This window comes from Pseudomonas sp. LAIL14HWK12:I7 (assembly GCF_000483465.1).
Lineage (GTDB): Bacteria > Pseudomonadota > Gammaproteobacteria > Pseudomonadales > Pseudomonadaceae > Aquipseudomonas > Aquipseudomonas kermanshahensis.
In genome coordinates this window covers 23,380-48,708 of sequence record NZ_KI519607.1, presented here as the reverse complement: position 1 = coordinate 48,708, position 25,329 = coordinate 23,380, and the positions used below count along the sequence as shown (strand labels likewise).

Below are 25,329 nucleotides of genomic sequence, written 5' to 3'. Positions count from 1 at the left end.
CAAGGCTGCTCCTACCCGAATCGTGCAGGGTGCGAGTGGTGTGGACTACAGTGACGGACAGCTCCCTTTGCCGAGGTGTCCGTCATGCGTCGATCGCTGTGCCTGCTGTCCCTGTGCCTGGCCCTGCCGCTGCAAGCCCAGGAGAAGGTCGTCAACCTCTACAGCTGGGCCGACTATGTCGCCCCGCAAACCCTCCAGCGCTTCGAGCGCGAAACGGGCTACAAGGTACGCTACGATACCTTTGACACCACCGAGGTGCTGGAGACCAAGCTGCTGACCGGTGGCAGCGGCTACGACGTGGTGGTGCCGTCATCCACCGTGCTGGCCCGGGCGCTCAAGGCCAAGGCCCTGCAGCCGCTCGATGCCCAGGCCATGCCCGGCTATGCCAACCTCGACAAGGACTTGCTGGCCAAACTGGCCGAGGCCGACCCCGGCAACCGCTACGCGGTGCCTTACACCTGGGGCACGCTGGGCCTGGGGGTGAATGTCGAGGCCGTGCGCCAGCGCCTGGGCGATGTGCCGCTGGACAGCCTCGACCTGTTGTTCAAACCGGAGTACGCCAGCCGCCTGAAGGATTGCGGCATCGCCATGCCCGACTCGCCGCAGGAAGTGATCGGCCTGACCTTGAACTACCTGGGCATGGACCCTTACAGCCAGAACAAGGCCGACTTGGACGCCGCGCAGGCACTGCTGAACCAGCTGCAGCCCTCTGTGCGCTATGTTGCCAACGGCCGGCAGATCAGCGACCTGGCCAATGGCAGCGTGTGCCTGGCGCTGACCTACAACGGTGATGCGGCGATGGCCGCCGACCAGGCACGCCGTGCTGGCAAACCGTTCGAGCTGATCTACCGCATCCCCCAGGAAGGCACCTTGGTCTGGCAGGACAACCTGGTCATCCCCAAGGACGCGCCACACCCGGAGGCAGCCCGTGCGTTCATCGCCTTCATGCTCAAGCCGGACTCCATCGCCGCGCTGACCAACACGCTGTTCTTCGCCAATGCCAACCAAGCGGCCACCCCCTTGGTCGACGCTGCCGTGCGCAACGACCCGGACATCTACCCGCCAGCCCAGGTGCGTCAACGGTTGTACGCCGACCGCAGCATGGCGCTGTCCGACTTGCGCCAGCGTAACCGCCTGTGGATGGCCTTCCGCAGCGGCCAATGAGCCCGGCGGGGCTGCGCTGCAGCCCCTTGGGGTCCATACTGAAACATCAGGAATTATCTCCAGCCGCTTTCACACTTTTGCCGCGAACCCCTCGCGCCTTAGGCTATCCAACGCACAAGGCGCGGCATTTCGTACAGGAGGTGAAGCATGAACCTAGCACTGCCAATCCTGGCCATCGGCCTGGCGTTGTGCCTGCCCGCGCGCGCAGCGCCGGTTGCGCCCTTGCAACTCGCGGCCAGCAACAACAACCCCTACAACAGCCCGATCCAGCGCGCCAACCCCAATAGCCGCCAGGGCAGCATGCCGGCCACACCGCCCGTGCGTGGCCCATCCACCGACCCCTACCAGCGCACGCCCTCGCTGGACAACCGCGGCATTGGCAACGGCGACAACCTGCGCCGCCAACAGCAAGCGCCCAATCTGGAACCCACCCGGCCGCCGCGCGATAACCCACGCGCGCCGTAAGCCCCGTCGAAAGGAATTCTGAATGACCCGAGCTACCTGGCTGACCACCTTGACCGCTGCCGCGCTGCTGCCCCTGTTGGCGCACGCGGCTTCCGAGCAGCAGTTCCCCAGCGAAGAAGGGCCAGTGACCGTCAGCACCGTCGCCGATGGCCTGCGCAACCCTTGGGCATTGGCTTTCTTGCCGGGCGGCAAGGACATGCTGGTGACCGAGCGCCCCGGCAACCTGCGGGTAGTCAACGCCGAAGGCAAGGTCGGCCCGCCTATCAGTGGCGTGCCTCAGGTCTGGGCCGAAGGGCAGGGCGGGTTGCTGGACGTGGTGTTGTCGCCGGAGTTCGGCAAGGACCGCACCGTTTACCTGTCCTATGCCGAAGCGGGTAATGATGGCAAGGCAGGGACGGCGGTCGGCCGCGGTCAGTTGTCCGAAGACCGCGCACGGCTAGAAAACTTCACGGTGATCTTCCGCCAGCAGCCCAAGCTCTCGGTGGGCAACCATTTCGGTTCGCGGCTGGTATTCGACCGAGACGGTTACCTGTTCATTGCCCTGGGCGAAAACAACCAGCGGCCGACTGCCCAGGACCTCGACAAGCTGCAAGGCAAGGTCGTGCGGATTTTGCCTGACGGCAAAGTGCCCAAAGACAACCCCTTCGTCGGCAAAGACAACGTGCGCTCCGAGATCTGGTCGTTCGGCCATCGCAATCAGCAGGGCGCAGCACTCAACCCTTGGACTGGCAAGCTCTGGACTCACGAACACGGCCCGCGGGGCGGCGACGAAATCAACATTCCCCAGCCCGGCAAGAACTACGGCTGGCCGGTTGCCACTCACGGCATCAATTACTCGCTGCTGCCGATCCCGGAGGCCAAGGGCAAGCACGTCGATGGCATGGTCGACCCGCACCATGTCTGGGAAAAGTCCCCTGGCATCAGCGGTATGGCGTTCTACGACAGCCCGACGTTCAAAGCGTGGGACCACAACCTGTTCATTGGGGCGCTGGCTACTCAGCAATTGATCCGTCTGCAGCTCGAGGGCGACAAGGTGGTGCACGAAGAGCGTTTGCTGGGGGACCTCAAGGCGCGTATCCGTGATGTGCGGGTAGGCCCGGATGGGTATCTGTACGTGTTGACCGATGACAAGGACGGGGCGCTGTTGAAAGTGGGGTTGGGCGAGGGCTGAAGCGCTAGCTTCTGCCATGCACGGTTCGTGTAGGAGCAGCCTTGCGCTGCGAAGAGGCCGGTGGTGACACTTTAGATAGTTGTGGCCTGCACTGGCCTCTTCGCAGCACAAGGCTGCTCCTACACAGGAGCGGGGCTGGCTTGCTGAGGATGGGGCCAGTACCGATAATGCGGCATGACCGCCCAACCGCAGACCCTCTACCAACAAGCCCTGACCGACCACGGCTATGTCCATGACCCCGCCCAGGCCCACGCAGTCGATGCGTTGCAGGCCTGTTTCGAGGCGATCGAACAGGGCCGCCTGACCCAGGGTGTCTACCTCTGGGGCCCTGTCGGCCGGGGCAAGACCTGGCTGATGGACCAGTTTCACCGTTGCCTGCAACACCCCAGCCGGCGCCAGCACTTTCACCATTTCATGGCCTGGGTGCACCAGCGGTTGTTCCAGCTCAACGGCACCGCCGACCCGCTGCTGGCCCTGGCCCGTGAACTGGCCCGGGAGATTCGCGTACTGTGCTTCGACGAGTTGTTCGTCAATGACATCGGTGACGCGATTATCCTCGGCCGCCTGTTCCAGGTGTTGTTCGACCAAGGCGTGGTGATTGTTGCCACCTCCAACCAACCGCCCGACCAACTCTACCGCGATGGCTTCAACCGTGACCGCTTCCTGCCCGCGATTGCCGCCATTGAACGGCACATGCGGGTGTTGTCGGTGGCCGGCGAGCAGGACCATCGCCTGCATCCGGGCGCTGTGCGGCAACGTTACTGGGTCACTGAGGCCGGCGAGCGCGGCGTGCTGGGTGAAGTGTTCCACCAACTCAGCCCGGCTGACCCCGGCAGCGAGCAGCCGCTGGCCATTGGCTCAAGGCAGATAAACGTCATCCGGCGCAGCGAGCAGGCCATCTGGTGCCGCTTCACCGACCTCTGCGAGCAGCCCTTGGCGGCGATGGAGTTCATGGCCCTGTGCGACCGTTACCCGTCAATTCTGCTGGAAGGCGTGCCAGCGTTAGGTGGCGAGCAACGGGCCGGGCGGATTGCGCGCGGTACCGAGGATGGTGCGGCGCGGGTCGCGGCAGGGGACCGGGAGCTGCCGGCGCTGTCGCCCAAGGACGATGCGGTGCGCCGGTTCATTGCCCTGGTCGACGAATGCTACGACCGCCGAGTGGCGTTGTACCTGGAGGCGCAGGTGCCGCTTGACGCGCTTTATACCCAAGGGTACTTGGCGTTCCCGTATCAACGCACCTTGAGCCGCTTACGCGAGATGCAATTGCAACGCTTCGGCTAAGCCCCTGTGGGAGCGCATAAGTTTAGATTTTGCCCAAGGCAGTTTCGCCCACTCAGTAGGTTGGGGGCTAGCCCACTCAGCGCCCCAACCACTCGATCAGCGTCCGGTTGAACCGCATCGGCTCTTCGATCTGCGGCGCGTGACCCATACCCTCGAACGTCACCAGTTCACCCTGGGGGATCAGCTTGGCCACCTGTGGTCCCAGCACCTGGTATTTGCCCAAGCGTGCCTTGACCTCTGGCGGCGCGATGTCGCTGCCGATGGCCGTGGTGTCCTGGTCACCGATCAGCAACAGGGTCGGCATCTTCAGGTCCTTGAACTCGTGGTACACCGGCTGGGTGAAAATCATGTCGTAGATCAACGCCGAGTTCCACGCCACTGCTTCATGCCCCGGCCCTTGGTTGAGGCCCACCAGCATCTGTACCCAGCGCTCATACTCCGGCTTCCAGCGCCCGGCGTAATAGGTCTTGCGCTCATACTCACGCACCCCGGCGGCATCGAGCTTGAGCTCCCGTGCATACCACTGGTCCACCGTACGGTAGGGGACGCCCAGGGCCTTCCAGTCTTCCAGGCCAATCGGGTTGACCATCGCCAGGCGTTCGACTTGCTGCGGGTACATCAGCGCATAGCGGGTCGCGAGCATGCCGCCGGTGGAGTGGCCAAGCACAATGGCCTGCTTGACGCCCAGCTGGTCGAGCAAGGCGTGGGTGTTGTCCGCCAATTGCTGGAAGCTGTACTGGTAATACGCAGGTTTGCTTGAGGTGCAGAAGCCGACCTGGTCGGGGGCGATGACCCGGTAGCCGGCTTTGCTCAGTGCATTGATGGTGGTTTCCCAGGTAGCGGCGCAGAAGTTCTTGCCATGCATCAGCACCACGCTGCGGCCATTGGCCTGGCCTTGGGCGGGTACGTCCATGTAGCCCATCTGCAGGGCTTGGCCCTGGGAGCTGAAGTCGAAATGCTTGAGCGGGTGAGGGTAGCTGAACCCTTCGAGTTGTTTGCCGTAGGTGGGCGACTCGGCAGCAAGGGCCGGGCCGCCGACAAGGCAGGCAAGGGCCAGGGCGGTTGCGCGCAGCATGGGGGCACTCCGTGTAGGGCCATGTAGGAATAAGCGACTGTAACAGCCAGTTGACCGCCTGAAGCGGCAAAGGTGTTACCAGGCGTGAAACCAGCCCAGGGTGATCATCGCCACCACGGCGTAACGGCCGGCCTTGGCCAGGGTCACCAGCAGCATAAAGCGCCAGAAGGGCTCACGCATGATCCCCGCGATCAGGGTCAGCGGGTCGCCGATCACCGGCATCCAGCTCAGCAGCAGCGACCACTGCCCCCAGCGCTGGTAGCGGTGTTGCGCGCGTTCGAGCTGGCGGGCGCTGAACGGGAACCAGCGCTTGTCACGCAGGTGCTCGATGGCCCGGCCCAATACCCAGTTGACTACTGAACCGAGCACATTGCCCAAGGTGGCCACCAGCAACAAGGTCGGCCAAGCGTCGGGCTGGCGCAGCAGCAAACCAACCAGCACGGCCTCCGATTGCAGCGGCAGCAGGGTGGCGGCGCCGAAGGCGCTGAGGAACAGCGCCCACTCGCTGAGCATCAGTAGTTGGCGACCACGGTGTCCTGGCCATCCTGGGTCACACCGATGACCTGGTAGGCGTCTTTGTGGTCACCCATTTCCATCCCCGGCGAGCCCATGGGCATGCCGGGGACGGCCAGGCCCTTGAGGTCGTTGCGTTTGGCCAGCAGGCGGACCTGTTCGGCCGGCACATGGCCTTCGACGAACTTGCCGTCGATCACCCCGGTATGGCACGACGCCAGGCGCGGTGCCACGCCCAGGCGTTGCTTGACTGCGCTCATGTTCGGTTCGACGTGGTCGTTGACGGTGAAGCCGTTGTCGCGCAGGTGGCTGATCCAGGCCTTGCAGCAGCCGCAGTTGGGGTCGCGGTAGACATCGATGGCCTCGGCGGCCTGGGCCAGGCCAGTGATAGCCAGCAGCCCGAGGGTCAGCAGGTGTTTGTGCAGCATGGTGAAACACTCCTTTAGAAACGCAGGCGGATACCGGCCACCAGGCGGGTCTGGCCGGTGTCTTCGCCGTCTTCGCGGGCCTGGTCGGCGCGGTTGCCGTGCAAGCGATTGAAACTGACCCCGACGTACGGCGCGAAACCACGGCTGATTTCATAGCGCAGGCGCAGGCCGATTTCGCTGTCGGCCAGCCCCGTGCCTTGCTCGCGGCGCGCATCGTCGCGGCCAAAAACGTTGGCTTCCAGGGTGGGTTCGAGTACCCAGCGGTTGGTCAGCAGCATAGCGTAAGCGGCTTCCAGGCGCAGCGCGGTCTGTTGCCGCTCGCCGACGTAGGCAGTGGCCTCCAGCTCAACGCCATACAGCGGCGTGCCCTGGATACCGAAGGCTCCCCAGGCCTGCCCGCTGGCGGGCTTGAAGTCTTGGCGCAGGCCGCCGACCAGTTCCCACCAAGGGCTGATGGCGTGGCCCCAGAGCGCCTGCAGTTCGGCCTTGTGGGTCTTGCCCTGCTCGCGTTCGCCCTCGCTGCGCAGCCACAGGCGGTCGATGTCGCCGCCGACCCAGGCGCTGGCGTTCCAGTTCAACGCGCCGCTGCTGTCGAAGTGCTGGTATTCAAGCTGGTCGACGATCACCGCCCCGTTCAGCGCCCGGTCATGCACCTGGTGCCCTGGCAGCGGCGGGAAAGCCGCGCGACGGTCGGCGTCACTGAGCACCGGCAGCGGCGTACGCGGTGGTTGCGCAGGCGGCGTTGCGTGGTACATCTGGCTATGATCCATGGGCATGGCGCCGTGGCCCATGTGCTGCAGGCCGGCGGCCATGGCGCGTTCACTGGCGAGCAGCGCCACCAGGGCCACACCGGTGACGATGCGACGGTTATTGAGCTCATTCATCGACGCGTACCTCGCGGAACATGCCGGTCTCCATGTGGTAGAGCAAATGGCAGTGGTAGGCCCAGCGGCCCAGGGCGTCGGCAGTGACTCGGTAGCTGCGACGGCTGCCAGGCGGGATGTCGACGGTGTGCTTGCGCACCATAAAGCGCCCCTGTTCGTCTTCCAGGTCGCTCCACATGCCATGCAGGTGGATGGGGTGGGTCATCATGGTGTCGTTGACCAAGGTGATGCGCACCCGCTCGCCATAGGCCAGGCGTAACGGTGCGGCATCGCTGAACTTGACCCCGTCGAACGACCAGGCAAAGCGCTCCATGTGGCCGGTCAGGTGCAGCTCGATGTCGCGTGAGGGTTCGCGGCCATCCGGGTCGGGGTAAGGGCTGCGCAGGTCGGCGTAGGTCAGCACGCGCCTGCCGTTGCCGCGCAGGCCGATGCCTGGGTCGGCGAGGTTGGGCCGTGGGGCCATGGTCTGCATGTCTACCAGTGGGTTGCCGGTCTCGCTGGGTGGGTGTTGCTGCAGGGCGGCCATGCTGGAATGGTCCATGCCGGCCATGTTGCTGTGGTCCATGCCTGCCATGGCGCCGTGGCCCATGTCGGCCATGCTCAGTATGGGGCGCGGGTCGGGTTGCGGCACGGGCGCCTGCAGGCCGTTGGTGCGGGCCAGGGTGCCGCGCGCGTAGCCACTGCGGTCCATGCTCTGGGCATACAGCGTGTACGCGGGCAGGTCGCCGACGGTCACCAGCACGTCGTAGGTTTCGGCCACGGCGATGCGCAGTTCGTCCACGCTCACGGGTGTCACCGGCAGGCCGTCGGCGGCGATCACGGTCAGTGTCAGGCCGGGGATGCGGAAGTCGAAATAGGTCATGGCCGAGGCGTTGATCAGCCGCAGGCGCACGGTTTCGCCCGGCTGGAACAGGCAGGTGAAGTTGCCATCCGGTGGTTGGCCATTGAGCAAGTAGGTGTAGGTGGCTGCGCTGACATCGGCCAGGTCCGTGGGGCTCATGCGCATGCGGGCCCAGCTCATGCGCTCGGCGACAGTGGTGCTCCAGCCATGGTCGGCCACGTCATCGATGAAATCGCCGAGCGTACGTTTGTGGTAGTTGAAGGCGTCGGACTGTTTTTTCAGGGTCGCCAACAGCTGTTCAGGGGGCTGGTCCGACCAGTCGCTGAACAGCAGCACATGGTCACGCTGGTACTGATGCGCCTCGGGTTCGCGGGGTTCGATCACGATCGCCCCATACACCCCGGCCTGCTCCTGCAGCCCGGAATGGCTGTGGTACCAGTAGGTGCCGCTTTGGCGCAGGGTGAAGTGGTAGAGGTAGTCGCCGCCCGGCTCGATACCGGCAAAGCTCAGGCCTGGCACACCGTCCATGTTGGCCGGCAGGAGGATGCCATGCCAATGGATCGAGGTGCTTTGGGCGAGGCGGTTACGCACGCGCAGGCTGACGGTGTCACCTTCGCGCCAGCGCAGCAGCGGGCCGGGTAGGCTGTCGTTGACGGTCAGGGCGGTGCGCGGGCGGCCGGTGATGTTGACTGCGGTCTGGCCGACCGACAGCTCGAAGTGCTGGCCGGCCAGGTCGCGGCCGTCGGCGGCCTGGGCCAGTGGCCGCCAAAGCCCCAGGCCCGCCAGCGTAGTGGCGGCGCCCAGGCCTTTGACGAAGGTACGGCGGGAGGGGTTGCGCAACATGGCGTGGCCTCATGCGAGAGAGCCTTGATGTTGGCCGTTGCTGGCTGTCAGCCAGCTGAGCTGCGCATTACAGCGTTGTCAGGCGGCGGCCTCGTCGTGGCGCAGGTCACGCATCAGCAGGCCGTACGCCAGCGGGACCTGCTCCGGAATCGGCAGGTACACCACATGGCCGTCACCCGGAGCTACCTCGATGGCCTGCTGCTGGCGGTCGCACAGGCGGTGCAGGTCGAAATGGTAGTTGCCGCGCGGGGTCATCAGCTCCAGGTGGTCGCCCACGGCGAAGCGGTTCTTGACCTTGATCTCAGCCAGGCCGTCCACACGCGCGCCGGTCAGTTCGCCGACGAACTGCTGGCGGTCAGACACCGAGTTGCCACGCTGGTAGTTCTGGTACTCATCGTGCACATGCCGGCGCAGGAAGCCTTCGGTGTAGCCGCGCTGCGCCAGGGATTCGAGGTTGCCCATCAGGGCGCGGTCGAAAGGTCGGCCTGCCACGGCGTCGTCGATGGCCTGGCGGTAGGACTGCACCGCGCGGGCGCAGTAGAAGTGCGACTTGGTGCGGCCTTCGATTTTCAGCGAGTGCACGCCCATGCTGGCCAGGCGTTCGACGTGCTGGATGGCGCGCAGGTCCTTGGCGTTCATAATGTAGGTGCCGTGTTCGTCCTCGAACGCCGGCATCGCTTCGTCCGGGCGGTTGCTTTCCTGCAGCAGGAAGACCTGATCGGTAGGGGCACCGAGGCCCAGGGTCGGTTGCACTTCGCGCACGATGTCGCCGGTGGCATCCTCGCTGGCCGGCGTAGCGTCGTATTTCCAGCGGCAAGCATTGGTGCAGGTGCCTTGGTTGGCGTCGCGCTTGTTGAGGTAGCCCGACAGCAGGCAGCGGCCGGAGTAAGCCATGCACAGGGCACCGTGGACGAACACTTCCAGTTCCATGTCCGGCACGTGGTGGCGGATGTCTTCGATTTCTTCGAGCGACAGCTCCCGCGACAGGATCACCCGGCTCAGCCCCAACTGCTGCCAGAACTGCACGCTGGCCCAGTTGACGGTGTTGGCCTGCACCGACAAATGCACCGGCATCTGCGGGTAGTGCTGGCGCACCAGCATGATCAGGCCGGGGTCGGACATGATCAGCGCATCCGGCGCCATCGCAATCACCGGTGCGAGGTCCTTGAGGAAGGTTTTCAGCTTCGCATTATGCGGGGCGATGTTGATCACCACGTAGAAGCGCTTGCCCAGGGCATGAGCCTCCTGGATGCCCAGCGCTAGGTTGGCGTGATCGAATTCATTGTTGCGCACCCGCAGGCTGTAACGCGGCTGGCCGGCATAGACGGCGTCGGCGCCGTAGGCGAAGGCGTAGCGCATTGTCTTGAGGGTGCCAGCGGGGGCCAGCAGTTCGGGCTTGGCGGGAAGGGTCATGTGCGCACCGGGGCAAAAGGCCTGAATGCTATGGCTTGGCGGTTTTGCCGGCATTGACCTGAATCAACGGCGCGACGGCACTTTTACCCCTACGCCGCGCACTAACGTTCAGGACACTTGAGGATCCTTCATGAACGAAACCGCTTTGCAGAACAGAGCCTTGGCCGTGCTACTGGCACTGGTGACCATCGCCTTCGTGTGGATCTTGCTACCTTACTACGGGGCGATCTTCTGGGCGGTGATTCTCGGCATCCTGTTCGCGCCGCTGCAGCGCAGCCTGCTGATACGGTTTGGCAGGCGGCGCAACCTTGCCGCCGCCACGACGCTGTTGATTTGCCTGGTGGTGGCTGTATTGCCTGTGATCATCACCAGTGCCTTGTTGGTGCAGGAGGGGGCGACGTTGTACCAGCGCATCGAGAGCGGGCAATTGGACATTGCCGGCTACGTCGAGCATGGCATGAACATGCTGCCGGGGTTCGTGCAGCACGGCCTGGACAGCTTGGGCATCGGCAACCTGGAAGGGCTGCGCGAGAAGATCACCAAGTGGGCCACCCAAGGCAGCCAGGCGTTGGCCAGCCAGGCCTACAGCTTTGGGCAGGGCACATTCGAGTTTCTGGTGAGCTTCGGCATCATGGTCTACCTGCTGTTCTTTTTCCTGCGTGAAGGGGCCGAGGTCGCGCGTCGCGTGCGCCTTGCGGTGCCGCTGCCCGAACACCAGAAGCGCCGCTTGCAGCTGAAGTTCAACCGTGTGGTGCGGGCAACGGTCAAGGGCAACGTGTTGGTTGCCATTACCCAGGGCGCGCTTGGCGGCTTCATATTCTGGGTGCTGGATATCCCCAGTGCGTTGGTGTGGGCGGTGATGATGGCGTTTCTGTCGCTGCTGCCAGCGGTGGGGGCGGGGATCGTGTGGGCGCCGGTGGCGGCGTATTTCCTGTTGAGCGGGGCGATTCTGCCGGGGGTGATCCTCACGGCGTTCGGGGTGCTGGTGATCGGCCTGGTGGACAACGTGCTGCGCCCGATTCTGGTGGGCAAGGACACGCGCATGCCGGATTACCTGATTCTGGTGTCCACCTTGGGTGGGTTGGCGGTGTTCGGGCTCAACGGGTTTGTGATCGGGCCCTTGATCGCCGCGTTGTTCGTGTCGAGCTGGGCCATTTTTGTCGCCACCAAGCCGCAGGTGCAGTTGCCGCAGTAGGGCTGCTTTGCAGCCCATCGCCGGCAAGCCGGCTCCCACAGGTGCGGCGCTAACCTTGGCGTCTGCACAGATCCTGTGGGAGCCGGCTTGCCGGCGATGAGGCCTGTTACAGCCAGATCGCATCCCAGTGTGAGTAATCCCCAATTCGCTCTACCAAACCCGCCCGCTTAGGGTTCAAGACGATGTAACGTGCCACTGCCTGCACATTCTCCTCCCTTCGCAAGGCTCGATCATGAAAGCCTTTCTGCCAGAGCCGCCCACTGCGCCCTTGCAGTCTGTTGATCGCCAGCGTGCTACGAGACTTCACCCGGCGCATCAGGGTTTTCAGGCTCACCGGCCCCAGCTCAACCAGCCAATGAAAATGGTCAGGCATCACCACCCATGCCAGAGATTGAGCTGCGCCTTCGTCCTGCGCCTGGCGCAACTGAGCGACCAGCAAGCGGGCAGACTGAAGCTCATTCAGAAGCGGGGCTCTGTGTAGCGTTGTGCTGGTTAATAGGTATAACCGGTTGGGCTCTGAAAACCGACCGAGTCTCAATTGGCTAGAGCGAGGACTGTCCATGTTGCCTACTCCTGATGGTTTGCTCATCAGGCTAGTGACAGTGGGCTGTTGGTGCAGGCTGAATTGAGACCCAGTATTTCAAATTTAATGGACGCCGCTCCCATCGCCGGCAAGCCCCCCACAGGGATAGCGCTGGCCTTGAGCACTGCGCATTTTTTGTGGGAGCCGGCTTGCCGGCGATGGGCTGCAAGGCAGCCCCGTTTGGGTCGGGTCAGGATGCCTGCGGCATCTCGCCCTTGGCCAGACGCCGGTTGATGTCGGCAATCACTTCGGGCAGCTCATTGATGGTGTCGATCAGGTAGTGCGGGCGGGAGCTGGCGAACAGCGCGTGAATGCGCGTGCGCTCGCGCTCCAGTTTCTCGGCACTCAATGCCCGGTAGCCTTCCCAGGTCAGCCCCAGGGCGTTGCCGGAGCACACCAGTGCCACCGTCCACATGCCTGCACGGCGGCCTTCGAGGATGCCCGGTACGGTGTCATCGACCTTCACGCAGGCGGCCACGTCATCGATGCCCAGGGCAATCACGTTGGCCAGGGCCTGGGCCGGCCAGGGGCGGCCGTTCGGGGTTTCGTCGGTGGCCACCACATGGTCGGCGACATAGCCGTTTTGGGCGGCCAGCTCCACCACCTTGTCCATCACCACCTTCGGGTAGCCCGAACACGAGCCAATCTTCAGGCCGTCCTGGCGCAGGCCGGTGAGGGTGTCCAGGGCGCCCGGGATAAGCGCCGAGTGCACGGCGATCTTCTCGATCTGCAGCGGCATGAAGCGGTTGTAGATGGCCGTGACGTCATCGTCGGTGGGCGTGCGGCCGAACACCTTGCGGTAGCGTTCGGCGATTTCCGGCACGTTACACAGGGTGCGGATGTGGTCCCACTTGCCCATGCCCATCGGGCCTCGGGCTTCTTCGATGGACACCTGGACGTCGAACTCGGCGAAGGCTTCGACGAAGATCTGGGTGGGGGCGAACGAGCCGAAGTCGACCACGGTGCCGGCCCAGTCGAGGATGGCGGCTTGCAGCTGGGTAGGGTTGCTGTAGTTCATGTGCGCTATTTCCTGAATTGGGGTGGGCAAAGGGTCAGATGTCCAGCACTTCCATTTCCCGCAGCACCTCGGCCACGGCGTTGACCGCAGCCTGCATGCCCTCCGGCCCGACCACGCCGATGCAGCCGACGCGGAAGGTCTCGACCTGGGTCAGCTTGCCGGGGTAGAGGATGAAGCCCTTGGCCTTGACCCGCTCGTAGAAGTCTTTGAACTGGTAGCGGGCATCGTTCGGGGCATGGAAGGTGACGATGATCGGCGCCTGGATATCGGCCGGCAGGAAGCTGCGCAGGCCGAGGGCGGCCATGCCGTCGAGCAGGGCCTTGCAGTTGTCGGCGTAGCGCTGGTGGCGCGCGGGCAGGCCGCCTTCTTCGTTGTACTGCTGCAGCGCTTCATGCAGCGCCGCGACCACGTGGGTAGGTGGGGTGAAGCGCCACTGGCCGGTCTTGGCCATGTAGGCGTGCTGGTCATGCAGGTCCATGGCCAGCGAATGGGCATTGCCTTCGGCAGCGGCCAGGGCGGTTTTTTCGGCGAAGACGAAGCCCATCCCCGGCACGCCTTCCAGGCACTTGCCCGAGGCAGCGATCAGTGCGTCGAAGGGGACCTCGCGGGCATCGATCGGCAGTGCGCCGAACGAGCTCATGGCGTCGATGATCAGGCGCTTGCCGTGGCGCTTGATCACCTGGGCGATCTCGGCCAGTGGGTTGAGGATGCCGGTGCTGGTTTCGCAGTGGATCAACGCCACGTGGGTGACGGCTGGGTCGGCGGCCAGCAGGCGGTCGACATCGGCGGCGGAGGTCGGTTGGTCTTCGGCGGTTTCGAAGGTGCTGTAGGTGCGGCCCAGCACCTTGCAGATTTTCGCCAGGCGTTGCCCATAGGCGCCGTTGATCAGCACCAGCACCTTGCCATTGCGGGGTACCAAGGTGCCGATGGCGGCTTCCACGGCGAAGGTGCCGCTGCCTTGCAGGGGGACGCAGTGGTGGCTGACGCTGCCGTCGATGATCGCCAGCAGTTGCTCGCAGACGCTGGCGGTGAGTTGGTTGAAGTCGTTGTCCCAGGAGCCCCAGTCCACCAGCATGGCTTGGCGGGTGCGCAGCGACGTGGTCAGGGGGCCGGGGGTCAGCAGGATGGGTGCTTTGCTCATTCCGTGGTTCCTCACAAGCGGCGGGTGGTCAGCCGAAAAATCTGGCGCTGAAACTACGGGGGCTAGGTTGCAATTGGCTAAGCTATCAATCAAATTGTTTGTTGTTATGCCAGCCATAAGTCAGGCCGATAGACATGAACCTGTTCCAGCTCCGCGCTTTCGATGCCGTCGCCCGTGAGGGCAGCTTCACCCGTGCCGCCGCGCGGCTGTTCATCAGCCAGCCGGCCGTGACTGGGCACGTCAAGGCGCTGGAGGAGCACTACCAGATCACCCTGCTCAGGCGCACGGCGCGGCGGGTGGAGCTGACCGAGGAGGGCACGCGGCTGGCGGCCATCACCCGGGCCATGTTCGGCCTGGCCGAAGAAGCCCAGGCGATGCTCGAAGCCAACCGGCAGTTGCTGACGGGCCGCCTGGAGGTGGCGGCGGACGGCCCGCACCGTGTGATGCCGATGCTCGCCCAGTTGCGCGAGCGCTACCCGGGCATCACCGTCAACCTGCGCTTGGGCAATGCCCAGGAAACCTTGGCCGCGCTGTTGTCCGAGCACGCCGATGTCGCGGTGCTGACCGAAATCGAACCGCGCAAGGGCTTGTACCTGCAAAGCCTGTGCGAGTCGCGGCTGTGCGCGTTGCTGCCAGCGGGGCATGCGTGGGCGGATGGTGAAGGCGACTTGCCGTTGACCGCGCTGAATCAGCAGATCATGGTGCTGCGCGAGCCCAGTTCGACCACCCGCCGTACGTTCGACAAAGCCTGTGCCGCCGCCGGGGTGCAGCCCCGTGTGCTGCTGGAGCTCGACAGCCGTGAAGCGGTGACCGAGGCGGTGGCGTCCGAACTGGGGGTTGGCGTGGTGTCGTCGACCGAGGTGGCCCACGACCCGCGCGTGGTGGCGCGGCCGTTGGCGGGAGACGGCCTGGTTAACCAGCACATGATCGGCTGCCTGGAGCGGCGCCGCGAACTGCGGTTGATCCAGGCGTTTCTGAGTTTGGCGGCCACCCTGTGAGGCAACGCTGGCGTTTTTCCTGCCCCGGCCTAAGATGGCCGGCATAGACCCACCTGGATGGCCGATGAGCGATAAAGACACCATCTCCATGCAACTGGTGCGTGAAGCCTTGTTGCAGACCTGCCCGGCCGGGCAGCCCGATGTCGGCGTGCTGCAGCGTGCCGGCATCGACCCGGCGCAGCTCGAGTTGCCCCAGGCACGTGTCTCTGCCGATGCCTATGCGCGGCTGTGGCGGCTGCTGGCGCGCCGCTGCAACGACGAGTTTTTCGCCATGGACCCACGCGGGCTGCCGGTGGGCAGCCTGGCGTTTCTGACGCGTGCGGCCATGGCGCAGCCTACGCTCGGGGCTGGCCTTGAAATTGCCATGGGGTTTCTGTCGCTGATGCTCGAAGACTTGCAGCCAAGCCTGGTGCGCCAGCAAAGCCTGGCTGAAATCGTCATCAACGAGCCGCGTGAGCAACCGCGCCGGGCCTTTACCTATTTTACCTTCTGGATGATCGTGCACGGCGTCGCGTGTTGGCTGGCGGGGCGGCGCATTCCGATCCTGGCCATCGACCTGCGCTGCGCCGAGCCGCCGTTCTGTGACGATTACCGGGTAATGTTCTCGGAGAACCTGCAGTTCGAACGCCCGCGCTCGCGCATCATCATTGCGGCCGACTGCCTGGACCTGCCGCTTAAGCGCACACCGCAGGAATTGCAGCGTTTTCTGGCCGAGGCGCCGGGCAACATCCTGGTCAAGTACCGCGACCCGGCCAGCCTGGCCCGGCGCATCCGTGGCCAACTGCTGGCCCTTGACCCGGCGCAATGGCCGGATGCCGAAAGCCTTGCCCACGACTTGTGCCTGTCTGGCGCGACCTTGCGGCGTCGCTTGGCCGACGAGGGCCAGACTTATCAGCGGCTCAAGGACAGCGCCCGCCGTGAGTTGGCCATCGCCTGGCTGGCGCAAACGGAGCCGGCCCTGGGCGAGATCGCCGAGCGGCTGGGGTTTGCCGACAGCAGTTCGTTCTACAAGGCCTTTCGCAAATGGTTTGGTTGTAATCCGGGGCACTACCGGGCGCTGATCCAGGCAGAAGGCCTTGGCGAAGCGCGAGGCGATTGAAGCGTTTCCAGCTGATGGATAGGGCATACAGGCACAAGCATGTACGGCCCATCGCCTACCACTGGAACCGCCATGCCCACGCCAACTGCCACTCAGCAATCGCCTGCCGTGCAAGCGAAGCTGTCGACTGCAACGGATGACTTCATCAAGGGCCAGTTACCCGACTGGTTAAAGCGCGCCACACCCGCACAGATCAATACGCTGCGCAGCCGTTTCAGTGAGCACAAGAAAAGCCAGGAGTTACTGCACGACGCAATCGGTGGCTTGCCTGCGCTGCGTGAATTTGCCGAGGCGCATTTTCAAACGCTGCTGCCAGACACCTTGCCGCAAGGCGTGCGTTTGGCTGATTTGTCCTGGATCAAAGTGGCCAACGCAGCCCAGCCGGATCTGAACAGGTTTACCTACCCCCGCAAGTACACCTACGAACCCGCGCTGGCCCGCCTGATGCAGGGCTTGCAAGCCGGTGCTGATTTTGTGTTGAGCAAGGGCCTGGGCTTTGAAGGTAGCACCACCCTGTTGGTGGAAGCCGATGAGGCGTTTATCGAACGCTGCCGGCAACTGGATGTGGGCAGGCGCTACCAGGATGAACTTGACCAGGTCTACAACCCGCAGAACCTGAACCTGCTTGCCGCGGACAAACGCAACGGCTTCAGCCTGGCCGTCGAGCTTGCTGCGCTCAAAGGGCACCTTACCGCGTGGGAGCATGCAGCCCTGCGCGATGTTGCGGCGTTTGCCCCGAATACCTATGGGCAGCCCAAACCGCACAGTGTCAGCACGCTCGATATGCTCGAGCAAACGCTTTCCAATACCTTGCTGATTGAGCTGCATACCCCCACCAATGTCAGCCAGGGTGTGCTGCTCTACCTGCCAGGCGATTCGCATAATGCCTTGCGCCGCTATGGCTCGATCACCGAGATGCAGCAGACGCTTGCCGTCGAATTGCAGCAAGCGGGCTTTCGCCAGGCGTTGGCGCAACAAGTGAGCCTGAAGCAGCGTCCTGGGTTTGTGCGGACACTCGGCTTGCGCTTGCAGGACACCCAGCCGGACCTGTCGCTGACGCGGGGTGAAATGGTCGAGGACGCCTTTCTTACGCTGGCCAGGCTGCAAGTGCTGCAGGCAAAAGACGACGCCCGGTTGCTGCTGGTGCCCACCGCCGACGTCGACAAGGCTGCAGACGAGCACAGCCTGCAGATGTGGAAGGCGCTGGGCATCGGCGTGGTCAACCTGGCCGGGCTGTTCGTGCCAGCAGTGGGCGCGTTGCTGTTGGGGCAACTGGTGGTACAGACCTTGTCCGAGGTGTTCGAGGGCGTCAGGGATTGGTCGCGGGGCCATCAGCATGAGGCGCTGCAGCATTTTCTGAGCGTCGCCGAGGTGGTGGCGCTCGCCGGCGCCACGGTCGCCGGGGTGGCGGTGGTGCGCAGTGTGTTCGTCGACAAGCTCGAACCCGTCGCGCTGGGCACGCAGCAGGTGCGGCTCTGGAACAACGACTTGGCGCCTTACGAAACAACGCCTGAAGACCGAAGCCTGCAACCCGACGGTTTGTATGGCGCGGGCAAGCGCCGCTGGCTGCGTTTGCAGGCCCGCTATTACGAAGTGCATCGCCCTGTGGCCAACGGTTCTTGGTGCTTGCGCCATCCGCTGGACGACAGTGCCTATGGGCCGGCGCTGGTGCACAACGGCGAGCGCGGCTGGCGCTTGCAGCTCGACCAGCCACTGGCGTGTGACGACAGCGCCCGCATGCTCGATTGCCTGTGGCCACAGGACCCGCCCGTCGACAGGCAGACGGCTGAGCAGATCCTGAAGGTGGCCGGTATTGACCAGGATGAGTTGCGCGGTGTGCTGGTGGAGAACCGTCCGGCCCCCATCACCCTCGCCGACACGCTGCGCCGTTTTGCTGCAGACGCACGTATCGAGGCCTTCGCTCGCCATTTAAGCAACGAAACGCGCCTGCCCCGTGATGAAGAGCTGCTGACCTGGCTAAGCGCGCAGCGCGAAGTGGCAGGCCCCCAAGCCGGCCTACGCGACAGGTTGCTGCAACAGCTGCCGGCCATGCGTTGGCGTGCGTTCGAACATTTGGCCTATGCCCCGCGCTCTGCGGCATCGGTGGCCGGGCTGGTGTTGCGCGAGTTCCCAGGTTTGCCGAAGGGTTACATTCCTGAGGTTTTGAAAGACTGCAGTGCAGTCGAATACGCCATTGCCCGGCGCGAGCAGCGCTTACCACTGCCACTGGCCAGCAAAGCGCGAGCGCTGCTGCGCGCCGCACGCCTGACCCGTGCCATTGAAGGTTTCTACCTGGCCAGTGCCAGTTGCAGCGAAACCGATGAGCTTGCCGTCGCCTTGATGCGCAAACTGCCAGCGTGGCCCGCCGGGCTTGCGCTGGAGGTGCGCGAGGCGACCCCGCAGGGCCGGCTGGTGGCCAGCTTTGTTCCAGAGGGCCAGGAAACGGCGCGTATTAAGTTGGTTCGCATTGATCGGTATTTCCACCTGTACGATGCGCAAGGGCAAGCCCTGGCACAGACCCACCCGGTACCTGCCACTGTTTTCGAAGCCTTGGTCGCGGCGTTGTCGCCAGCCCAGTTACAAGCACTCGGCCTTGAAGGGAGTGACCCCGCCCTGGCCTTGCGAGAAAAGCTGCGAGCACAGTTGCCAGCCTCACACCAGGATTGTGTGGCGCTGCTAGGGTGGACGCCGCAACAGCGCTGGTTCAACCCGGGCCAGCGCCTGGCTGATGGCCGCGTGGGCTACCTGCTAAGCGGCCGTGGTGCGGTGGTACAGACACCGCGGCAAACCTTGCTCACCGGCTTGCGCCGGCTTTTCCCGGGCTTGGACGACAACCAGCTGAGTCAGGAACTGGAGCATCTGTTGCAGGGCGAAGAGATGCCGTTTGCACGGCTGGCAGGTTTGCAGGATGACCATGAGCAATTGAATCGGGCGGTCAACCGTTGGGTATCCGCAGAGTTCAGCAACAGCAGGCGGGCCAGTCGGCAGTTGATCGCCGATCGGGTGCTCCGTGCCTGGCGTGGACAAGGGGAGCGCCTGTCATTGGGCTTCGGCGAACTGGCCAGCCTGCCGGCACTGCCGGGGCATGTGCAATTTCGCTTCGTCACGTCGCTGGTCATTAACGACACCGCCATCAGTAGTGTGCCGAGTGACTTTCTGCACAGCTTCACCCACGTGAACTACCTGAACCTCAGTGGTAACCGGTTGTTGAGTGTTCCGCCCGGACTCAGCTACCTGCCCCAATTACGGACACTACGGCTGTCGCGTAACTTGATCCGCCTGAGTGCGTCGGCTGTCGAGACACTTGCCGGGCTGTCCGAACTGTCACGGCTGGACCTGAGCTACAACCCGCTGGGGGCGCTGCACTTGCGCTTCAATCGGCTGCAGCAGCTAATGCACTTGAACCTGCGCTATTGCCGGCTCGGTATCTGGCCGCAGTACATCGAGCTGTGCCAGAACCTGCAGGTGGTCGACCTGCGTGACAACCAGCTCAGCGCTGTGGCCGATGAAACACTGCAGATGCCGCAAGCCTTTCGGCAGGTGTTTCTGGTGGACCGCAACCGCTTGAGCAACCGCCAAGTCATGGCCCTTTACGCGCCAGAGACGATACCCGAAGTCGCGGACGCCGCGATGGACCCCGCCTACGTGCGCGACCTGTGGCTTCAGGACTCGCCTGAGTCACAGCAAATCGAGCGAGGCTTGGCATGGGCAGCAATGGCCACGCATCGCAACAGCGACGCTTTCGTTCAAGTGTTGGGGCAATTGGAGCATGCCTCGGATTACGAGCAGGCACGCCCGCACATCGCCGGGCAGGTTTGGTCACTGCTGGAGCAGATGCAACGCGATGACACGCTGCGCGATGCCGTGTTCGAGCAGGCTGCCGACACACCCTCGGGCGAAAGGCGCGCAGTGGATGTGTTCAGCCGGATGCAACTGCATAGCTTGCAGGCACGTGCTGCGGCTAATGCCCATCGGCTCGAGCGCATCAACGAGCATATCGGCTTGGGGCTCAGCCTGTTCCGGTTGGACTTCCTGGCAGTGATTGCACGGGAGACGGCCGCACAGGTGAATGAGCAGCGGGAAATCGCCCGGCTGGATGACCCCGCGTTGATGGGCTTGGCGGATGTCGATGTCCGGGACATCGACATGCTCTATCGCGTCAGGCTGAGGGAGGCCCTGAACCTGCCTGGCCAACCCCAAACCCTGCGTAACGCCGAGGCGCTGGGTGTCAGTGAGGCATCGATAGAGGATGCCAGGCAACGTATCGAGCGGGTGGGCGATATCGAGACGTTCGCCGAAGACTTGAGCCAGCGTGGCTTCTGGCAGCGCTACTTACGTAGCCAGCACGCAGAAGATTTTCTCGCCTTGGAGCGTGCTCATAGTGAGCGTGTCCGCAGGTTGCACGCCGAGCAGGCAGACGCACCTGCGCCAGTGCGTGCGCAGGCCTTGGAGAACCTGGAAATCGAGCACGAGTCAGCCCTGCACCGTCACAGCGTGGCACTGACGCGCTTCGAGCTGAGGACCAACCTGGCCCGCCAGGGCTGACATTAGCTGCGCCATCAGCCCTTGAACGTGCCTGCAGGGGCGGTTTTCCGGGTTCAGGCAGGGGGTGGTGAGCCGCAGAGTTAGCGGCTCATCCACCACTGTGATCACCGCCATGACCGAACCGACCCCAGACCTCCCGCGCCAACAGGCAATCGATGCGTTCATCGCGCAAACGCTGCCTGATTGGCTGAAAAACGCCGATCACGAACAGTTGCTGGCCCTGCGCAGCCGCTTCGACGCGCACATTCAGAGCCAACAGAAGATTCAGCAGACGTTTGCCCGGCTGCAGTCGATCGACACGTTCGCCACAGCGTTGCTACAAGAGCGGTTGCGCGTCGCCATGGCACTGAACATCACGTTGGCCAAAGCGCAATGGCGAGAGCAGCGTTTCAAGAAAGTCGATGATGCGCCAGCCAAGCAGTTCGAACCCTACTTCCTGCGCCAGCCGGCCTTGCAGAGACTTATGCAGAATTTCAAGGCTAGTGAGTCGTTTTATCCAGATACTGGCCTGGTGTACCCGCACGATCCAGTATCGGGCGATGCGGAGGAGGTGTTGACCACCTCGGCTGACACACTGGTCGAGACCTGCCGGGTGCTGGATATTGGCAAACAGTACCAGCAGCACCTCGACACGCTGCTCAATGCCGACTGTACGGCCCTGATTGCCGAAGACAAGCGCTTGCAACTGGCCTTGGCGATCGAAATCGCGGCGTTGAAAGAGCAGCTACCGGACGATGACCTGGCGATGTTGCGGCGGATCTTGCAAGGCAAGCCACCGACGCACGCCCGCAGTAACCGCGCCTATGTAGGGGCGTTGACCGTGCTGGGCTGTCGGGTAGAGGGCGCTATGGCATTCGAGTGCAGAGATGTCGCCCCCTTGGTCGGCTCTGGGTCTTCCGTCGTGACCGGTGTCATCGTGTATCTGCCAGACGACCCTGAACAGTCGCTGCGTGCCTATGGCACTTGGCGCGAGGCCAGCCTGGACCTTGGCAGGCGTTTGCGCGATCCCGGCTATCAGCGGGCATTTAGCCAGCGCATCGCGTTAGCCGACCGGCCTGAGTACCTCACCACCTTGAGCAAACGCCTGGCCGATAAAAAGACCGATGCCCAGTGCGATTGCGAGGCGATCCATGAGGCGTTGTTCGCGACATTGGCAGCCCAGCAGTTGCAGCGGATTCGCGACAATGCGGGGTTTATCGCGGTGCCCACCGCGCAGGTCGATGCCCGGGTCAGCGCCCAACGCCTGAAAACGCTGGAAGCGATAGGGATGGGCCTGCTCAACCTGGCCGGCCTGTTTGTACCCGTGATCGGTGAGGTGCTGGCGGCCGACATGATCGGCCAGACGCTGAAGGACGTGTGCGAGGGAGCCGAGGACTGGCATCAGGGGCATCGCCATGAAGCCATCGAGCACCTGCTGGGCGTCGCTGAAACGCTGGCGGTCGGCGCTGCCTTGGCTGGCGGTACAGCCGTGGTCGCCCGAGGCTTCACCCGCAGCGCGCAGGTCGATCAATTGTTGCCGGTCCTCAACGATGGTGGAGCGCCGCGGCTGTGGAACGGGGATATCAGCCCTTTCGAGGACAAGGCGCCGCCCACCGACCTGCTGGCCCTGGACAACGGCTTGCTCGCCAAGGGGGAGGGGCGCTGGTGGCGCAACGGCGATACCTACTACCAGGTCAGGCCGGTGTCTGGGCGCAGTGCCTGGCAGCTGCGCCACCCGCAACGTGAGGCAAGCTTCGGCCCACTACTGGAATTCAACGGCGAGCGCAGCTGGCGCTTGCCGACCGAGCGACCCTTGGCATGGCAAGGGGAGGGGCTGCTGTTGGGGCGCCTTTGGCCGCCGGCTGCAGCGCTGAGCGATCAACGTATCGGGCAGATCCTCAAGGTGGCCGATGTCGACCTGGAACACCTGCGCGGGCTGTTGGTGGAGGCGCGGCCGTTACCGGTGGCGTTGCGTGACACGGTCGAACGGTTTGCCGTTGAGGCGCGCATCGAGGCGTTCTTCACGCAATTGGCCGATGGCCAACCCGCAGATGCCCCACTGTGGCAGTGGTGTATGGACAGCTTGCGCATCGAAGCGTTGTCTTTGGAGGAGCAACGCCTAGAACTGCTGGATGACGTGGCAGATTTGAGGGAGCAACTGCTGGAACATTTTTCGCGCCAATACCTGGCAGCAGACCCTTTGTTACCGTTGATCCGGCGAGACTTCAACGGCCTGCCTGACGCCTACGCGCTCGATGTGCTCAAGTCGGCAACCGACACCGAGCGCCAGTGGATGCTGAGGGAAGACCGCATCCCCTTACCGGTTGCCGAAAAGGCCCGTGAGCATTTGCAACTGTCGCGGCTGACGCGCATGCGTGAAGGCCTGTACCTCAAGGGCAGCTATCACCCCGATACGGTCAAACTGGTGTTTGCGCTGTTGCGCCAGCAGGCCAACCTGACCGGGGCGGTCGACTTGCAATTGCGCGAAGGCTCAGATGTCGGCCGGTTATTGGCGCAGTTGCAGCCAGACAAGGGCTCGGAATATGTCACCACGGTGTTGGTGAAGTGCCCTGGCGGGTTCAAGTGCTATGACGCGCAGGGGCGTGAAGTGGATATCGACCTGCGCGACCCCGTCGATATCGCCGACGTGTTGGCCAGGCACCTGGCCCCTGGTGATCGTGCTCGCCTGACCTGGGATGGCAGCCAGGCCCCCGAGCAAATCCGCAATGCGCTGCGCAGCTGGCTACCTCGCGAGCGTCAGGCGCAAGCCGACCTCATCGGGTTGCGCGAGATCAAGCCTACGCGCAGCCCTTTGCGAAGGCTTGCCGATGGGCGAGTCGGTTACCTGCTCAACGGGCGTGATGAACTGCCTGATTCGCTCCGGCAAGACCTGGCCGGTGCGGTGGGGGATTTGTTCCCCTCTTTCCGCGCACTGGAAGTGGACCGCTACGTGTCGGTATTGCTCGAATCGCCGGAGACCGCGTATGCCGCGATGATCCGGCTGTACAGGGAATATATGGGAATGGACCGGGCTCTGCATGCCTGGATGTTGGACGTGCCTCCCGGCAACTTGCGTGGCGCGCGTCATCATGTGGCCAGCATGTTGCGCCGCAGTTGGCGCCTGGAAGGGCTGCGCATCGATGCCCAAGGCGCGAGTCGGGAGTATCGGCGCTTGAGCCTAGTCGGGATTGAGGTCGGGAGCTTGCCCACATTGCCTGTCGGCACACAGTTCGGTCATGTCACCGACCTGGGCTTGATCGGCCTGCGCCTGCAGACGTTGCCACAAGGTTTTCTGCGCTGCTTCACGGGGCTGCGATTACTCAATCTCAGCAATAATGCCCTGACGACGCTGCCAGCGGAGATCGCCGAGCTGAATCTGCTGAGCAGCCTGCGTGTGTCACACAACCGCATCCGCATGACCGAGGCGTTAGCGACCAGCCTGAGTGGGTTGTCGCAGTTGGACACGCTGGACCTGAGCTTCAACCGCTTGGGCGGCGTCAGCCTGCAATTGGGTGAGTTGGCACACCTCAGGGTGCTGAACGTGCGGCGGACCAACCTGCAGACCGTACCCGTCGGGCTTGAGCGTTGTGTACAGCTGGAGTCGGCCAACCTGCGTGACAACCGCATCGCCCACGTGCGGCAAAGCCTGTTCGCCATGCCCTTGCAGCGTCGTCGCGCGGTACTGCTGGAGAACAACCCGCTGGCACTGGCCGAGCGTGAACGTTTTCATGCCGTCAACCCACTGCCGGCCCTACCGCCAGAGCCTGCCGAGAACTTTGCGCAAGCCCGGGGGCAATGGCTGGAGCAATTGGATGAGCCCGCCAGGGCTGGCCGCGAGCTGCAGTGGAATGCATTGCAGGCCCTTGATGAAAGTTCTGAGTTTTTCAGTTTGCTGAGGGCGTTGACCCTGACCAGCGACTTCCGGCGCGAACCCCAGGACCTGGCGCGCCGGGTATGGACGGTGATCGCGGCGGCCAGCGAGGATGCTGCCCTGCGTGATGAACTGTTTGAAACGGCCTCTTCACGTGGCTGTGTGGACAGCGTGATCTCGTGTTTCAGTGCGCAGGAGGTGGGGGTGATGGTGGCGCAGGCGATGCGCGCCGAAGGGGAACCAGCACAGCAAAGCGCCTTGCTTGAACTGGCCACAGGCTTGTTCCGACTGGATCAAGTCGAGGCACAGGCACGCTTGGACATCGAGCGGCGCGTGGCGCTGGAGGAGGACAGGTTGCGCGGCGCCGGGTTGGCCGAGGCTGATGCGGCACAGCGGGCCCGTGACAGCGTGGATGAGATTGAGGTCAGCTTGGCTTACCGAATTGGCCTGGCACGTGTGTTGAGCCTGCCGGGTCAGCCAAAAACCATGCAGTTCGAGGCACTGGGTGGCGTCAACCAGCAGCAGCTCGACAATGCCGCGGCTTCAGTGCGCTGGGCAGAAAGTACCGATGCACTGGTGAATTACATCAGTGATCGGGATTTCTGGGTCAGGTACCTGCGGGCACGCCATGACGATGAATTCGTCCAGATCAGGCAACCGTTCGATGAGCAAATGGAGGCAGAAAGCCCGCTGGATGCAGCGCGTGGGAGGCAGATCCAGCTTGCATACGATGAGGCTGAACGGCGGTTGATCCTGCGCCTGACGCGCAAGGCCCTGAGCGAACAGGCCTCAGGCCAAACCGCTCATCACGATTGAGCAATT

Annotated in this window: 18 protein-coding genes; 9 read left to right on the top strand and 9 right to left on the bottom strand. The window is 63.8% G+C overall.

What is annotated here, in order from left to right; translation table 11 throughout:
• The first annotated feature begins 84 nt into the window (after positions 1 to 84).
• From D886_RS0125390 to zapE, 4 genes are all read left to right on the top strand, one after another.
• A complete protein-coding gene (locus tag D886_RS0125390; protein WP_027596573.1) occupies positions 85 to 1,164 on the top strand; it encodes an extracellular solute-binding protein in 1,080 nt (359 codons plus the stop codon).
• Between the two features lie 147 nt (positions 1,165 to 1,311).
• Positions 1,312 to 1,629, top strand: a complete 318-nt coding sequence (locus D886_RS0125385; protein WP_027596572.1) for a hypothetical protein — start codon at positions 1,312 to 1,314, stop codon at positions 1,627 to 1,629.
• 22 nt (positions 1,630 to 1,651) lie between these two features.
• On the top strand, positions 1,652 to 2,800 hold the full coding sequence (locus D886_RS0125380) for a PQQ-dependent sugar dehydrogenase (RefSeq protein WP_027596571.1): 1,149 nt from the start codon (positions 1,652 to 1,654) through the stop codon (positions 2,798 to 2,800).
• 174 nt (positions 2,801 to 2,974) lie between these two features.
• Entirely contained in the window at positions 2,975 to 4,081 is a 1,107-nt protein-coding gene (zapE, locus tag D886_RS0125375; RefSeq protein ID WP_027596570.1) for a cell division protein ZapE, read from the top strand.
• A 76-nt stretch (positions 4,082 to 4,157) separates the two neighbouring features.
• On the opposite strand, the gene D886_RS0125370 is transcribed toward zapE, so the two are convergent.
• From D886_RS0125370 to yegQ, 6 genes are all read right to left on the bottom strand, one after another.
• Entirely contained in the window at positions 4,158 to 5,156 is a 999-nt protein-coding gene (locus D886_RS0125370) for an alpha/beta fold hydrolase (protein ID WP_027596569.1), read from the bottom strand.
• A 75-nt stretch (positions 5,157 to 5,231) separates the two neighbouring features.
• A complete protein-coding gene (locus D886_RS0125365; protein WP_027596568.1) occupies positions 5,232 to 5,669 on the bottom strand; it encodes a YqaA family protein in 438 nt (145 codons plus the stop codon).
• Positions 5,669 to 6,097 (bottom strand): DUF411 domain-containing protein, encoded by a 429-nt coding sequence (locus tag D886_RS0125360; RefSeq protein ID WP_027596567.1) that lies wholly within the window; start codon positions 6,095 to 6,097, stop codon positions 5,669 to 5,671. The genes D886_RS0125365 and D886_RS0125360 overlap by 1 nt, the downstream gene beginning before the upstream one ends.
• Before the next feature lie 14 nt (positions 6,098 to 6,111).
• Positions 6,112 to 6,981: a copper resistance protein B gene (locus D886_RS0125355; protein ID WP_027596566.1), complete on the bottom strand. Its 870-nt coding sequence runs from the start codon at positions 6,979 to 6,981 to the stop codon at positions 6,112 to 6,114.
• The gene (locus tag D886_RS0125350; protein ID WP_027596565.1) at positions 6,974 to 8,665 is read right to left on the bottom strand and encodes a copper resistance system multicopper oxidase; all 1,692 of its coding nucleotides are present in this window, start codon (positions 8,663 to 8,665) and stop codon (positions 6,974 to 6,976) included. Before D886_RS0125350 ends, D886_RS0125355 begins: the two co-directional genes overlap by 8 nt.
• A gap of 78 nt (positions 8,666 to 8,743) precedes the next feature.
• Positions 8,744 to 10,078 (bottom strand): tRNA 5-hydroxyuridine modification protein YegQ, encoded by a 1,335-nt coding sequence (yegQ, locus tag D886_RS0125345; protein ID WP_027596564.1) that lies wholly within the window; start codon positions 10,076 to 10,078, stop codon positions 8,744 to 8,746.
• A 130-nt stretch (positions 10,079 to 10,208) separates the two neighbouring features.
• Between yegQ and D886_RS0125340 the strand changes: the two genes are divergently transcribed.
• Positions 10,209 to 11,273, top strand: coding sequence for an AI-2E family transporter (locus tag D886_RS0125340; RefSeq protein WP_027596563.1), 1,065 nt, complete (start codon positions 10,209 to 10,211; stop codon positions 11,271 to 11,273).
• A gap of 106 nt (positions 11,274 to 11,379) precedes the next feature.
• On the opposite strand, the gene D886_RS0125335 is transcribed toward D886_RS0125340, so the two are convergent.
• The 3 genes from D886_RS0125335 to D886_RS0125325 form a co-directional block, all read right to left on the bottom strand.
• The gene (locus D886_RS0125335) at positions 11,380 to 11,835 is read right to left on the bottom strand and encodes a transposase (RefSeq protein ID WP_027596562.1); all 456 of its coding nucleotides are present in this window, start codon (positions 11,833 to 11,835) and stop codon (positions 11,380 to 11,382) included.
• A gap of 211 nt (positions 11,836 to 12,046) precedes the next feature.
• Positions 12,047 to 12,874 carry a phosphonoacetaldehyde hydrolase gene (gene phnX / locus D886_RS0125330; RefSeq protein ID WP_027596561.1) on the bottom strand — a complete coding sequence of 276 codons (828 nt, stop codon included), beginning with the start codon at positions 12,872 to 12,874 and terminating at the stop codon, positions 12,047 to 12,049.
• A gap of 34 nt (positions 12,875 to 12,908) precedes the next feature.
• Positions 12,909 to 14,015 (bottom strand): 2-aminoethylphosphonate--pyruvate transaminase, encoded by a 1,107-nt coding sequence (locus D886_RS0125325; protein WP_027596560.1) that lies wholly within the window; start codon positions 14,013 to 14,015, stop codon positions 12,909 to 12,911.
• 134 nt (positions 14,016 to 14,149) lie between these two features.
• On the opposite strand from D886_RS0125325, the gene D886_RS0125320 reads away from it, so the two are divergent.
• From D886_RS0125320 to D886_RS27325, 4 genes are all read left to right on the top strand, one after another.
• Positions 14,150 to 15,013, top strand: a complete 864-nt coding sequence (locus D886_RS0125320; protein WP_027596559.1) for a LysR substrate-binding domain-containing protein — start codon at positions 14,150 to 14,152, stop codon at positions 15,011 to 15,013.
• Positions 15,014 to 15,077: 64 nt separating this feature from the next.
• Entirely contained in the window at positions 15,078 to 16,112 is a 1,035-nt protein-coding gene (locus D886_RS0125315; protein WP_027596558.1) for an AraC family transcriptional regulator, read from the top strand.
• Between the two features lie 72 nt (positions 16,113 to 16,184).
• Positions 16,185 to 20,657 (top strand): NEL-type E3 ubiquitin ligase domain-containing protein, encoded by a 4,473-nt coding sequence (locus tag D886_RS27330; RefSeq protein WP_050580803.1) that lies wholly within the window; start codon positions 16,185 to 16,187, stop codon positions 20,655 to 20,657.
• A 67-nt stretch (positions 20,658 to 20,724) separates the two neighbouring features.
• Positions 20,725 to 25,323: an NEL-type E3 ubiquitin ligase domain-containing protein gene (locus D886_RS27325; protein WP_155951481.1), complete on the top strand. Its 4,599-nt coding sequence runs from the start codon at positions 20,725 to 20,727 to the stop codon at positions 25,321 to 25,323.
• Positions 25,324 to 25,329 lie beyond the last annotated feature (6 nt).